10 protein-coding genes and 2 pseudogenes are annotated in these 12,805 nt (G+C 73.1%); 7 read left to right on the forward strand and 5 right to left on the reverse strand.

All coding sequences use genetic code 11. The features are described 5' to 3' along the window. The first annotated feature begins 96 nt into the window (after positions 1 to 96). From ACH41F_RS31030 to mug, 3 genes are all read left to right on the forward strand, one after another. On the forward strand, positions 97 to 876 hold the full coding sequence (locus tag ACH41F_RS31030; protein ID WP_391236831.1) for an SGNH/GDSL hydrolase family protein: 780 nt from the start codon (positions 97 to 99) through the stop codon (positions 874 to 876). A 214-nt stretch (positions 877 to 1,090) separates the two neighbouring features. Beyond that, positions 1,091 to 2,533 (forward strand): adenylosuccinate lyase, encoded by a 1,443-nt coding sequence (gene purB / locus ACH41F_RS31035; RefSeq protein WP_398838438.1) that lies wholly within the window; start codon positions 1,091 to 1,093, stop codon positions 2,531 to 2,533. Positions 2,534 to 2,546: 13 nt separating this feature from the next. Beyond that, positions 2,547 to 3,092, forward strand: coding sequence for a G/U mismatch-specific DNA glycosylase (gene mug, locus ACH41F_RS31040; protein WP_391236837.1), 546 nt, complete (start codon positions 2,547 to 2,549; stop codon positions 3,090 to 3,092). Between the two features lie 29 nt (positions 3,093 to 3,121). Here mug and ACH41F_RS31045 read toward each other — a convergent pair whose 3' ends face one another. Further along, positions 3,122 to 3,565, reverse strand: a complete 444-nt coding sequence (locus ACH41F_RS31045; protein ID WP_398838559.1) for a hypothetical protein — start codon at positions 3,563 to 3,565, stop codon at positions 3,122 to 3,124. 49 nt (positions 3,566 to 3,614) lie between these two features. Continuing rightward, positions 3,615 to 3,808, reverse strand: a pseudogene (locus ACH41F_RS31050) (ABC transporter permease); the annotation flags it as partial. Between the two features lie 365 nt (positions 3,809 to 4,173). Here ACH41F_RS31050 and ACH41F_RS31055 point away from each other — a divergent pair. Beyond that, entirely contained in the window at positions 4,174 to 5,331 is a 1,158-nt protein-coding gene (locus tag ACH41F_RS31055; protein WP_391236842.1) for an ROK family protein, read from the forward strand. Between the two features lie 130 nt (positions 5,332 to 5,461). Here the strand turns inward: ACH41F_RS31055 and ACH41F_RS31060 are convergent, their stop codons facing one another. Together ACH41F_RS31060 and ACH41F_RS31065 are read right to left on the reverse strand one after the other, a co-directional pair. Beyond that, positions 5,462 to 6,223: a UTRA domain-containing protein gene (locus tag ACH41F_RS31060; RefSeq protein ID WP_391236845.1), complete on the reverse strand. Its 762-nt coding sequence runs from the start codon at positions 6,221 to 6,223 to the stop codon at positions 5,462 to 5,464. Between the two features lie 240 nt (positions 6,224 to 6,463). Further along, entirely contained in the window at positions 6,464 to 7,345 is an 882-nt protein-coding gene (locus tag ACH41F_RS31065; protein ID WP_391236849.1) for an RNA polymerase sigma-70 factor, read from the reverse strand. A 150-nt stretch (positions 7,346 to 7,495) separates the two neighbouring features. Between ACH41F_RS31065 and ACH41F_RS31070 the strand changes: the two genes are divergently transcribed. Then, positions 7,496 to 8,326: an alpha/beta fold hydrolase gene (locus ACH41F_RS31070; RefSeq protein WP_391236852.1), complete on the forward strand. Its 831-nt coding sequence runs from the start codon at positions 7,496 to 7,498 to the stop codon at positions 8,324 to 8,326. 81 nt (positions 8,327 to 8,407) lie between these two features. On the opposite strand, the pseudogene ACH41F_RS31075 reads toward ACH41F_RS31070, so the two are convergent. Then, positions 8,408 to 9,253: pseudogene (locus ACH41F_RS31075) on the reverse strand (DMT family transporter); the annotation flags it as partial. On the opposite strand from ACH41F_RS31075, the gene ACH41F_RS31080 reads away from it, so the two are divergent. Beyond that, a complete protein-coding gene (locus tag ACH41F_RS31080) occupies positions 9,244 to 10,749 on the forward strand; it encodes a PLP-dependent aminotransferase family protein (RefSeq protein ID WP_398838442.1) in 1,506 nt (501 codons plus the stop codon). The pseudogene ACH41F_RS31075 and the gene ACH41F_RS31080 overlap by 10 nt on opposite strands. 469 nt (positions 10,750 to 11,218) lie before the next feature. Further along, positions 11,219 to 12,805 carry an alkaline phosphatase D family protein gene (locus ACH41F_RS31085; protein ID WP_391236858.1) on the forward strand — a complete coding sequence of 529 codons (1,587 nt, stop codon included), beginning with the start codon at positions 11,219 to 11,221 and terminating at the stop codon, positions 12,803 to 12,805.

The following is a 12,805-nucleotide window of genomic DNA, read 5'->3' on the forward strand; positions in this document are numbered from 1 at the left end:
TTCCCGCCGTGGCGCCGGTGGCCCGTCCGCGTGGGCCGGGGCCGCGGGAGGCCGACCGACCGTCGGGTATGTGAACGGGTTAGCATTTTCTCCGCCATGCAGAAGAACCCCGCACACACCAGCCTCGTCGCCCTCGGAGACTCCTTCACCGAGGGCATGTCCGACCTGCTCCCGAACGGCTCCTACCGGGGCTGGGCCGATCTCCTGGCCGGCCGGATGGCCGCCGTGACGCCCGGCTTCCGGTACGCGAACCTCGCGGTGCGCGGCAAGCTGATCCAGCAGATCGTCGAGGAGCAGGTCGACGTGGCCGTGGCCATGCGCCCCGACGTGATCACGCTGGTGGGCGGGCTCAACGACACCCTCCGCCCCAAGTGCGACATGAACCGGGTGCGCGCGCTGCTGACCGAGGCCGTGGAGCGGCTCGCCCCGGCGTGCCAGGAGCTGGTGCTGATGCGCAGCCCGGGTCGTCAGGGGCCGGTCCTGGAGCGTTTCCGGCCGCGCATGGAGGAGCTGTTCGCCTGCGTCGACGAGCTGGCCGAGAAGCACGGCGCGATCGTCGTCGACCTGTACGGGGCGCCGTCCCTCGGTGACCCGCGCCTGTGGGACGTGGACCGGCTGCACCTGACGGCCGAGGGGCACCGCCGGGTCGCGGAGGCGGTCTGGCAGAAGCTGGGTTACGACCCCGAGGACAGGGACTGGCACATGCCGATGCCGGCCACGGTGCCGCCGGGGTGGGCCGCGCGTCGGATCGCGGACGTACGGTTCGCCCGGCAGCACCTGCTGCCGTGGATCGCGCGGCGCCTCACCGGCCGGTCCTCCGGCGACGGACTGCCGCCGAAGCGTCCGGACCTGCTGCCGTACGAGGACCCGAGCTGACCTGACCTGCGAGGGGCTGCTCGCATGGCCTACGACGGACCGACCGCCCGGCCCACGGACGACCGGCGGTCTTACGTGCGCTGTCTCCTGCGAGGCACCGGCGGTCTGACTGGCCCGCCCCGCCGGTCCGACCTGGCGTGACGCACGTCTCGTAGGTTCCGCCGAAGCCACCCATGGCGCTGGCCTGCACGAACCGCCAGTAGAATCCGTCTACGTGACTTCCGCTCCCGCCAAGCCCCGCATCCCGAACGTCCTCGCCGGACGCTACGCCTCCGCCGAGCTCTCCACGCTCTGGTCGCCCGAGCAGAAGGTGAAGCTGGAGCGGCAGCTCTGGCTCGCCGTGCTGCGGGCCCAGAAGGACCTCGGGATCGAGGTGCCGGACGAGGCGATCGCCGACTACGAGCGCGTCCTCGACACCGTCGACCTGGCCTCCATCGCCGAGCGCGAGAAGGTCACGCGCCACGACGTGAAGGCCCGCATCGAGGAGTTCAACGACCTCGCCGGGCACGAGCAGGTCCACAAGGGCATGACCTCGCGCGACCTCACCGAGAACGTCGAGCAGCTCCAGATCCGGCTCTCCCTGGAGCTGATGCGCGACCGTACGGTGGCCGTGCTGGCGCGCCTGGGCAAGCTGGCCGGTGAGTACGGCGAGCTGGTCATGGCCGGCCGCTCGCACAACGTGGCCGCGCAGGCCACGACCCTCGGCAAGCGTTTCGCGACCGCCGCCGACGAGCTGCTCGTGGCCTACGGCCGCGTGGAGGAGCTGCTGGGCCGTTACCCGCTGCGCGGTATCAAGGGCCCGGTCGGCACCGCGCAGGACATGCTGGACCTGCTCGGCGGGGACGCCTCGAAGCTGGCGGACCTGGAGCACCGGATCGCCGGTCACCTCGGCTTCTCGCAGGCGTTCACCTCGGTGGGCCAGGTCTACCCGCGCTCCCTGGATTACGAGGTCGTCACCGCGCTGGTGCAGCTCGCGGCGGCGCCGTCCTCGCTGGCGAAGACGATCCGGCTGATGGCCGGGCACGAGCTGGTGACCGAGGGCTTCAAGCCCGGTCAGGTCGGCTCCTCGGCGATGCCGCACAAGATGAACACGCGGTCCTGCGAGCGGGTCAACGGACTCATGGTCATCCTGCGCGGCTACGCCTCGATGACCGGTGAGCTGGCGGGCGACCAGTGGAACGAGGGCGACGTGTCCTGCTCGGTGGTGCGCCGGGTCGCGCTGCCGGACGCGTTCTTCGCCCTGGACGGCCTGCTGGAGACGTTCCTGACGGTGCTCGACGAGTTCGGTGCCTTCCCGGCCGTGGTGGCGCGTGAGCTGGACCGCTACCTGCCGTTCCTCGCCACCACCAAGGTGCTGATGGGCGCGGTGCGGGCCGGCGTCGGCCGTGAGCTCGCGCACGAGGCGATCAAGGAGAACGCCGTCGCCTCCGCGCTGGCGATGCGCGAGCAGGGGGCCGAGCGCAACGAGCTGCTCGACAAGCTGGCCGCGGACGAGCGCATCCCGCTCGACCGGGCGGAGCTGGACGCGCTGATGGCCGACAAGCTGTCCTTCACGGGTGCCGCCGCCGACCAGGTCGGTGTGGTCGTCGGCCGGATCGAGGAGATCGTGAAGCAGCACCCCCAGGCCGCGGGCTACGCGCCCGGCGCGATCCTGTGACGGCTCCGACACGATGACGCGCTTCACCCAGGCGGAGCTGGAGGCCGCCCGCGACCGGCTCGTCCCGGACGTGGTCGCGGACGGCCTGCGGGTGCTGTTCTGCGGCATCAACCCCGGCCTGATGACCGCCGCGACGGGCCACCACTTCGCCCGTCCCGGCAACCGCTTCTGGCCGGTGCTGCACCTGTCCGGGTTCACGCCCCGCCTGTTGAAGCCGTCCGAGCAGGAGGAGTTGCTCTCCTACGGGCTCGGCATCACCAACGTGGTGGCCCGGGCGACCGCGCGGGCGGACGAGCTGAGCGCGGAGGAGTACCGCGAGGGCGGACGGCAACTGGCGCTGAAGGTGGCGCGGTTGCGGCCGCGTTGGCTGGCCGTGGTCGGGGTCACCGCGTACCGCGCGGCGTTCGAGGACAAGAAGGCCCGGGTGGGGCCGCAGGAGCGGCTGATCGGGGACACGCGGGTGTGGGTGCTGCCCAACCCCAGCGGGCTCAACGCCCATTGGACCGCGGCGACCATGGCCGAGGAGTTCGCCAGGCTACGGCTCGCGGCGGAGGGCTAGACCGACAGCCCTGGCGTTGCCGGCGAGGCTCACTCGGGGGCGACGTCGGTGACGACGGCCAGGAGCTGGAACGGCAGCTCCCTGTCCCACTGGGAGACGCCGAGCGCTATCCAGCGTCCCGTGTCCGGCGCCTTCCACAGGTGGACGTCGGGCACGTGCCCGCTGAGCGAGGCCCACGGCTCCGCGATCTCCTCGCCCAGCATGGACCGCTCGAAGACGCTGTACAGGCTGACGGGATCCGCCGCGCCCCACCGCTCGGTCAGCCGCTCGGCCAGGCCGTCCCGGTCCGCCTCGTACTGCGCCTCGGTCTCCTCCCGCTCCGTGCCGTCGTCCTCGTGGAAGTCACCGCTCGTCGCCAACTCGGCTATGTGGTAACCGGGTCCCGCCGTGCCGAAGTCGGTCCTGCCGGGCGCCTCGGGGAAGTCCCGGGCGCACAGCAGGTCGATCGTGGCGAGGCACCGTGCGATGTCCATGCGGTCCAGTAAACCCCGCCCCACTGACAACCGACGTGCCGTCAGACGTCCGGCACCGTACGCTCCCCGCCTCCGCCAGGACCGCCGCCGTCGTCCACAGCGCAGTCACCCCGAGTCCGGTCCACGGCCCCAACGGGCCGTCGTACGACGCGTGCAGACGACCTGACCGGCCCGGTCCGGATGATCCGGGGGGAAGTCCGTGGCACCGCTCGCCGCGTCCCCGGTCACGAACGAGATCAGCAGGGACGGTGCGCCAGCATTGCGGCGGCTGCGGCCCGCCGGAGTCGCCATAGACGTACGCCTGTCGCCGCTGGACGGCATCGAGGCCACGCGCGCGTGCTGCCGACGGTCGATGCGCCGACGAAAATCTGGTGGTGAACGACGAGTGCGTCTACGAGGCGCTGCGGGCCGGAGCCGATGTCAGTGCCGTTCCGGCGAGGCTCGGGGTGCGGGGGGCGCACGCAGGCCATGATCGCCGCGTACGGGTCGGGATGCGTGGCATCCGGCTGCCGGGGACAGCAAGCGATCTCTGCTGCCCCCGCACTCGCCGGGCCGCGCCGTGCCGAGTACGATCCGGCCAACACGCGCACGAGCTGGGAGGACGGACGTTGGGGCGGCTGACCGGCGGGGATCCCTCGCTGCTGCGAAGGATCAATTCCGCGGTGGTGCTGCACGCCCTGCGTGCCACGGACTGCGCGACGCTGACCGAGATCACCCGGGTGACCGGCCTGTCCCGGCCGACCGTGGAGGGCGTGGTCGAGGGGCTGATCGAGGCGGGGTACGTCGTCGAGAAGGCGGCCGACGAGAGTGTCGCGCGACGGCAGGGGCGGCCCGCTCGGCGCTTCCGGTTCCGTGCCGAGGCGGGGCATCTGCTGGGCCTGGACATCGGGCCGCATCGGGTCGCCGCGCTCCTGTCCGACCTGGACGGCCGGGTGCTCGGCGCCGTCGCCAAGGACGTCACCGAGACGGCGTCCGCCGACGAGCGGCTCGAACGGCTGCGCACCGCGGTGGCCGAACTGCTGCGGCGGGCCGGTGTCGCGCGGGAGTCGCTGCGGGCGGTGGGCGTCGCCTCGCCGGGGATCGTCGAGGCGGACGGCACCGTACGGCTGTGCGCCGCGCTTCCGCAGTGGACGGGGCTGCGCCTGGGAGAGCGCCTGAGCCGCTCCTTCAAGTGCCCGGTCCTGGTCGAGAACGACGCCAACGCGGCGGCGGTCGCCGAGCACTGGAAGGGCGCCGCGACCGAGTCCGACGACATCGTGTTCGTGCTGGCGGGTCTGAGCCCGGGCGCCGGGGCGCTGATCGGCGGGCGGCTGCACCGGGGGTACGGCGGGGCGGCCGGCGAGATCGGCGCGCTGCATCTGCTGGGGCGCGGGGTGACGCCGGAGAAGCTGCTGTCGACCACCGACGAGCCGCTGCATCCGCTGGACGAGCAGGCCGTCGCCGAGGTCTTCGCCCAGGCGCGCGAGGGCGACCGGCGGGCCCGCGCGGCCGTCGACCGCTTCATCCAGCGGCTCGTCCACGACGTGGCCGCGCTCTCCCTCGCCCTCGACCCCGAACTCGTCGTCATCGGCGGCTGGGCGACCGGCCTGGACGACGTACTGGAGCCGCTGCGGCAGGAGTTGGCGCGCTACTGCCTGCGCCCGCCGCGGGTGACCCTGTCGCTGCTCGGCGAGGCCGCCGTGGCGACGGGCGCGCTGCGACTGGCCCTGGACCATGTGGAGGAGCAGCTCTTCGCGGTGGAGGGCACGGTGACGGCCCGGCGCTGACAGGGCGGCCGATGCCGGTGCGGTCCCCGGCGTTCCCGAGGTCCGTGGCGCCGCCGCTGGTCGTGAGGGTGCGTTGGGACGCCGCGTGCCCCGGGTGTCGCCGGGGCGCGCGGCGTGTGCGGTACGGCGGTCAGGACGCCTGGCGCTCCGGGTCCTGGTGGATCTCCACGCCGCCGGAGTCACCGAAGGTGAGCCGGCAGGTGTCGGCGCGGTAGGTGGCGACGGACAGCGCGGCGGTACGGCCCTCGGAGAAGAAGCGGGTCGTCACGACGAGGACGGGAGCGCCGGGCAGCCGGTCCAGTTCCTTGGCGTCGTCGGCGCGGGCCGAGCCCAGCTCCACGGCGCTGTCCTGGCCCTCCAGCTCCAGGCGCTGCAGCTCGCGCAGCACGGCACGCGCGCGTGCGGCGCCGGACGGGGCGTCGATGGCGGAGAGGTCGGGCACCGCCGACTGCGGGATGTACAGCAGCTCCGCGGCGACGGGCTGGCCGTGCGTCATACGGGAGCGGCGGACGACGTGCACGGGCTCGTCGGCGCCGGTCTCGATCGCCGCGGCGACGGCCGCCGAGGGCACCTCCACCGCGCTGTCGACGCACTGCCAGGCGTCCGTCGCGGTGCCCGGCCAGACCTGCTCCTGGGTGCCGACGGCGACGCCCACGCGGGGCGGGGCGACGGTCGTGCCGACACCGCGGCGACGCTGGAGCCGGCCCTCCAGTTCGAGTTGCTCGAGGGCCTGGCGGAGCGTGGCGCGGGCGACGCCGAACCGAGCGGCGAGGTCCCGCTCGTTCGGCAGGATCTCGCCCACCGAGAACTCGGAGTCCAGTGCCTCGGTGAGCACGGTCTTCAGATGCCAGTACTTCGGTTCCGGCACCGGTTCCAGCTGCGTGGTCCCCACCCTGTCCTCCGCGATCGCCGTGGTCCGGCGGCGTTTTAGCGCCCTTGTTTATTAAAGGTTGTTGCACTTCTCTGCGACCATAGGGCGGCCCCCACCCTTGGTCAAGACCAATCCTCGATCCCTTGCCGACCTGACAGGTACGGCGCGGCGCAGCGTTCACGAGGCGTTCGCGCGAGCGGCTCCTCGTGACATGACGGCAAAGCCCCCGTCGCGAAACGGGGGCTTGGCGGGGGGCGCCGGCTACGCGGTGAGCGCCTGGAGCTTGTCGGGGTTGCGCACGATGTACACGGACTGGATCCGGCCGTCGACGACGTCCAGTTGGAACACCGAGTCGGGCTTGTCCCCGGACAGCATGAGCACCGCGGGACCGCCGTTGAGTTCCATGAAGCGGTACGACAGGTCCGGGACGCCCTTGCGCGCGGCGCCGACGAGGAAGCGTCCGACCTTGTCCGCGGTGTCGATGACGCGGAGCGGGGCCCTCGACTTGCCGCCGCTGTCGCCGACGAGGCGCACGTCCGGGGCCAGCATCGTCATGAGCCCCTCCAGGTCGCCGTCCGCCGCGGCGGCGAGGAAGCGTTCGGTGAGGTCACGGCGCTGCACGGGGTCGACGTCGTAGCGGGGGCGCCGCTCCTCGACGTGCTTGCGGGCCCGCCCGGCGAGCTGACGCACCGCCGGTTCGCCCCGGTCGAGCATGGTGGCGATCTCGGCGTACGGGTAGCCGAAGGCCTCCCTGAGCACGAACACCGCCCGCTCCAGCGGCGAGAGGGACTCCAGGACGACGAGGACCGCGAGGGAGACGGAGTCGGCGAGCACGGCACGCTCGGCGGTGTCGGGGACGGTGTCCCCGAAGTCGGTGACGTACGGCTCCGGCAGCCAGGGCCCGACGTACGCCTCGTTGCGCGCCTTGACCTGGCGCAGTCGGTCGATGGCGAGGCGGGTCGTGACACGCACCAGATAGCCGCGCGGTTCGCGCACCTCGTCGCGGTCCGCGCCGGACCAGCGCAGCCAGGCCTCCTGCACGACGTCCTCCGCGTCGGCCACCCGCCCCAGCATGCGGTAGGCGACGCCCAGCAGGACGGGACGGTGCTCTTCGAATACGTCGGTCACGGTGTCGGTGCTCACGACACCATCCCAGCCGACCCGCCGGTCCCTGTCCAGGCGAGCCGGGGGCGCGCCCCACGGAAGGGGCTACCCGTCGGTAGTAATTGCTGACAAGCTGTCTACACGCCGCCCCTCCCGCCCATCCCTGTCTCAGCCGAGGAGTACACGCCCATGGCCGAAACCGTCTCGTTCGACGTCCCCTCCCCGCACGGCCCGCGGACCGTGACCGTCGACTACGCGCGCGTGGGCAGCGGCGAGCCGCTGCTCCTGCTGCACGGCATCGGCCACCACCGGCAGGCCTGGGACCCGGTCGTGGACATCCTCGCCACCGAACGCGACGTCATCGCCGTGGACCTGCCCGGCTTCGGGGCGTCCCCGGGACTGCCCGACGGACTCGGCTACGACCTCACCACCACGACCTCCGTGTTCGGCGCCTTCTGCGAGGCCCTGGAGCTCGACCGGCCGCATGTCGCGGGCAACTCGCTCGGCGGTCTGCTCGCCCTGGAACTCGGCCGGGAGAAGCTCGTGCGGTCCGTCACCGCCCTGTCCCCGGCGGGCTTCTGGTCGGAGGCCGAGCGCCGCTACGCCTTCACCGTGCTGCTCGCGATGCGCGGGATAGCCCTGCGGATGCCGCTGCCGATGGTCGAGCGGCTGTCCCGCTCGGCGGCCGGACGCACCGCGCTGACCAGCACCATCTACGCCCGCCCGGGCCGGCGTTCACCCGAGGCCGTGGTCGCCGAGACGCTGGCCCTGGTGCGTGCGACGGGCTTCGCCGACACCCTCCGCGCGGGCGGCTCCGTACGGTTCGTCGAGGACGTGCCCGGGGTGCCGGTCACCGTGGCCTGGGGCAGCAAGGACCGGCTGCTCCTGCGTCGGCAGGGGGTGCGGGCCAAGCAGGTCATCCCCGGGGCCCGTCTCGTGCGCCTGCCCGGCTGCGGCCACTGCCCGATGAACGACGACCCGGCGCTCGTCGCGCGCGTGATCCTCGACGGCAGCCGCTGACCTCGGCGGAGCGCAGGCGCCGAGGGCGACCCCGGCGCCCACGAGGGCGCTGCCGACGGCCTGGGCGGCGCCGTAGGAGCCGGTACCGACGAGCGGGGCGGTGCAGGCGGCGGCGACCGGGATGAGGCCGGAGAACAGCGTGGCGCGCTCCGCGCCGATCCGCTGCATGCCCATGTACCAGCACACGAACCCGACGACCGTGACGACCGCCGCCTGCCACAGCAGCGCGGCGGTCTCGGTCCCGTCGGGCCGCCGCAACCACGCCGTGCCGTCCACAAGCAGCCCGGCCACCAGGCACTCCAGCGCGGCGATGGCGCACACCGTCGCCGACAGCAGCCGCGGGCCCAGGGGGCGCAGCACGGGCACCGCGAGGACCGCGAAGCCGACCTCCCCGGCCAGCGCGCACACCGAGAACGCCAGCCCGGCGCCGTCCGTCCGCCCCCAGCCCTGGACCGTGCAGGCACCGGCCGCCACGAGCAACGCGCCGTACAGGACGGCGCGTTGGGGCCTGCGCCCGTCCAGGACGGGCACGAGGACGGCCACCACGACCGGCGCACAGCCCACGAAGACCCCGGGGACGGCGGGTTCGGCCGTGCGCTCCGCCGCGAGGACAGCCATGTTGAAGCCGACCATGCCCACGGCCGAGAGCAGCGCCAGGCGCAGCCACCGCCGGGGCGCGAGCGCCCGCAACCTCGCCGTCGCGTCCCGTCCGGCGAGAGGCAGGAGCAGCAGACAGGCGAGCCCGTAGCGCAGGAACTGACCACCCGCGTACGGGTAGTCGCCGAGGACGCTGTTGGCCGTGAAGGAGGCGCCCACGAGTACGCAGGCGAGTGCGGCGAGAAGAGCCCCGCGGGTGGTGGTGGCATTCATGGGAGCGACGCTAGGCAGCTCAGTGGTCCGCATTAAGGTCCACTTCCATGACCTCATCGGAGACCAATCGGCAGCGGGGCGCGCGTACGGGTGCAGGTGAACAGGTCGGGGCCGAGGTGAGCGGCGGGGCTGGAGTCCCGGTGAGCGAAGGGGCCGGGTCCGTCGCCTGGGAGGTGCTGCTCCCCGCCGTCTCCGCGCCGGCACGCGCGCGTGGGCGTGCCCTCCAGACGGCGTTGCGGGAGGCCGTGCGGTCGGGTCGGCTCGTACCGGGGACCCGGTTGCCCTCCAGCCGGGACCTGGCCCGGGACCTCGGTGTGTCGCGCGGACTGGTCACGGAGGCGTACGAGCAGCTGACGGCCGAGGGGTATCTGCGCAGCGGGCGGGGCGCGGGGACCTGGGTGGGCGGGGCGGTCCGTTCCGCGCGGCCACGCGCGCGTGATCTCGCGCCGCGCTCCCCCGGCGCCCGCGCGGACTTCGTACCCGGGACGCCCGACCTCTCCCTGTTCCCGCGCGCTGCCTGGGCCGCGGCACAGCGCGGCGTGCTGGCGGAGCTGCCGCACCACGAGCTCGGCTATCCCGATCCGCGGGGCCTGCCCCGGCTGCGCACCGCCCTGGCCGAACTCCTCGCCCGCCGCCGGGGCGTGGTCGCCGACCCCGAGCGGATCGTGGTGGTGTCCGGGGTCGCCCAGGCATCGACCCTGCTCGGCTTCGCGCTCCACGCGCGCGGGCTGCGCGAGGTGGGCGTCGAGGACCCCGGCAGCCCCCAGCACGACGACCTGTACGCCGCCGCCGGCGTCGGCGCGGTACCCCTGCCGGTGGACGACGAGGGGCTCGCCGTCGGGCCGTTGCAGGCCTCGGGCGTGCGTGCCGTGGTCACGACGCCCGCCCACCAGTACCCCACCGGGATCGCCTACTCCGCGCGCCGTCGCGCCGAACTGCTCGACTGGGCCCGGTCCGTGAACGGCCTGATCATGGAGGACGACTACGACGGCGACTTCCGCTACGACCGCGCCCCGGTCGGCGCGCTCCAAGGGCTCGACCCCGAGCACGTGGCCTACGCGGGATCCGTCAGCAAGTCCCTCGCCCCGGGCCTGCGGCTCGGCTGGCTCCTCGTGCCGGAGTCCCTCGCCGAGCAGGTGATCGAGCGCAAGCGGACCATGGACCTCGGTCACCCCACCCTGGACCAGGCGCTCTTCGCCCGGTTCGTGGAACGCGGCGACTACGACCGCCAGCTGCGTCGCTGCCAGCGCGCCTACCGTGAGCGGCGGGACGCGCTCGTGGCCGCGCTGGAGGAGCACTTCCCCGGCGCACGGGTGTCCGGGATCGCGGCGGGACTGCACGTCATCGCCACGCTGCCGAAACGGTACGGCCCCGAGGAGGCGTTCCTCGCGCGCGTGACCGCGGCCGGGGTGGCGGTACGTCCACTGTCCGACTGCACGCACACGCGCCCCGACCCCACGGCGGAGACCCGGCTCGTGATCGGCTACGCCCACCTCTCCCCCGCGCGGATTCGCGAAGGGGTACGGCTGATGGCGGAGGCGAGGGGTCGGTGAGGGGGGCGGCCGGGGGGCGCTGGCCGGGGCGGCGTGCTCGTCGCGGCGTGGATGCGGAACGGCGGGCATCTGCCGGCAGGGGGAGGCGGCGTCGCGGGCGGCGGGCGTGCGTGGCGGGCACCAGCCGTGCGTCGCGCGCGCCAAGTGTGCGTGCCGGGCGTCACACGGACAGGCATCACACAGTGGCCGCTGCCTGTCGGGCGTCACAGGCGAGCATCACCTGGCAGGCGGGAGGGTGGCAACAGGGCACAGACAAGCAGGCGGATGCAGCTGAGCGACGTCCGACCGCTCGGCGCCCGGGGTCGGGGCCCCCGCGCGGGGACCGTCGTACCGCTCCACCGCGTCGCCCCGCACGCCCATTCCCCCGCGTCCGCGGTCAGTTGTTCACCTGTGGTTCGCGTGCGCGCTGCGGCGTACGAGTAGGTGTGGCATCGCACACTGGCCGGATCCCGTCCTTGGAGGCGCATCCATGTCACATCGTCCACTCCCCGACCGCCGTACCGTCCTGCGCGGTTCCCTTGTCGCGTCGGCGGCCCTGACTCTGCCCGCGGTGGCCGGTTCCGCACCGGCGTTCGCCCTGTCGGGGCGCCCCGAGGCGGGGTGGGGTGTGCAGACGGGCGACGTGAGCGCCGACTCGGGGCTGGTGTGGGTCCGGTCCGACCGGCCGGCGCGCATGATCGTCGAGACCTCCGCGACCGAGTCGTTCCGCAACGCCCGCAGATGGCACGGCCCGCTGCTCGGCGCGGACACGGACTTCACCGGCACCACCCGGCTGCACGGTCTGCCGCCCGGCGAACAGATCCACTACCGGGTGCGACTGGCCGACCCGGACGACCCGCGCCGTACGGGTGAGCCGGTGGTCGGCACGTTCCGCACGGCCTCCGCCCGGCGTCGCGACGGGGTGCGTTTCGTCTGGTCCGGGGACCTCGCGGGACAGGGCTGGGGCATCAACCCGGACTTCGGCGGCTACCGGATCTACGACGCGATGGCCGAGCTGGACCCCGACTTCTTCCTGTGCAGTGGCGACAACATCTACGCAGACGGCCCGATCTCGGAGTCCGTCACGCTGCCCGACGGCAGCGTCTGGCGGAACATCACCACCGAGGAGAAGTCCAAGGTCGCCGAGACGCTGGCCGAGTTCCGCGGCAACTTCCGCTACAACCTGCTCGACGACAACCTCCGGCGCTTCAACGCCCAGGTCCCCTCGATCATCCAGTGGGACGACCACGAGGTGCGCAACAACTGGTACCCGGGCCAGACGATCCTGGACTCCGACGCCCGCTACACCGAGAAGCGCGTCGACGTGCTGGCGGCGCGGGCCCGGCGCGCGTTCAGCGAGTACTTCCCCATCTCCACGCTGCGGCCCGGGGCACGAGAGGGCCGCGTCCACCGAGTGCTGCGGCAGGGCCCGCTGCTGGACGTGTTCGTGCTGGACATGCGGACGTACCGGAACGCCAACTCGCCCGACGACCAGACCGTGGACCCGCAGGGCATTCTCGGCCGTGAGCAACTCGACTGGCTCAAGCGTGAGTTGTCGCGCTCGCGGGCGGTGTGGAAGGTGATCGCCTCCGACATGCCGCTCGGCCTCGTCGTGCCCGACACGACCGAGGGCAGGGCGAACATCGAGGCGGTCGCGCAGGGCGACCCCGGCGCCCCGCTCGGGCGAGAGTTGCAGATCGCCGAACTGCTGCGCTTCATCAAGCACCGGCGGATCACCGGCACGGTGTGGCTGACCGCCGACGTGCACTACACCTCGGCCCAGCACTACCAGCCGTCCCGGGCGGCCTTCACGGACTTCGAGCCGTTCTGGGAGTTCGTGTCCGGGCCGCTCAACGCGGGCGCCTTCCCGGCCAACACGCTGGACAGCACGTTCGGTCCCGAGCGGGTGTTCGTCAAGGCGCCGACGACCGCGAACGTCTCGCCGGCCGGCGGCTACCAGTTCTTCGGCGAGGTCGACATCGACGGTGACAGTGGCGAGTTGACGGTCCGACTGCGCGAGTCGGACGGCACCGTGCTGTTCACCCAGGTGCTCCAACCGGGGCGCGTGGGCCAGTAA

The organism is Streptomyces sp. NPDC020489 (assembly GCF_044386545.1).
Lineage (GTDB): Bacteria > Actinomycetota > Actinomycetes > Streptomycetales > Streptomycetaceae > Streptomyces.

What these genes read in the sequence shown, in the direction of transcription:
- ACH41F_RS31080 (WP_398838442.1), top strand. Translation starts at nt 9,244, where the DNA reads ATGACCTCATCGGAGACCAATCGGCAGCGGGGCGCGCGTACGGGTGCA.
- ACH41F_RS31085 (WP_391236858.1), top strand. Translation starts at nt 11,219, where the DNA reads ATGTCACATCGTCCACTCCCCGACCGCCGTACCGTCCTGCGCGGTTCC.
- mug (WP_391236837.1), top strand. Translation starts at nt 2,547, where the DNA reads ATGACGCGCTTCACCCAGGCGGAGCTGGAGGCCGCCCGCGACCGGCTC.
- ACH41F_RS31045 (WP_398838559.1), bottom strand. Translation starts at nt 3,565, where the DNA reads ATGGACATCGCACGGTGCCTCGCCACGATCGACCTGCTGTGCGCCCGG.
- ACH41F_RS31030 (WP_391236831.1), top strand. Translation starts at nt 97, where the DNA reads ATGCAGAAGAACCCCGCACACACCAGCCTCGTCGCCCTCGGAGACTCC.
- ACH41F_RS31070 (WP_391236852.1), top strand. Translation starts at nt 7,496, where the DNA reads ATGGCCGAAACCGTCTCGTTCGACGTCCCCTCCCCGCACGGCCCGCGG.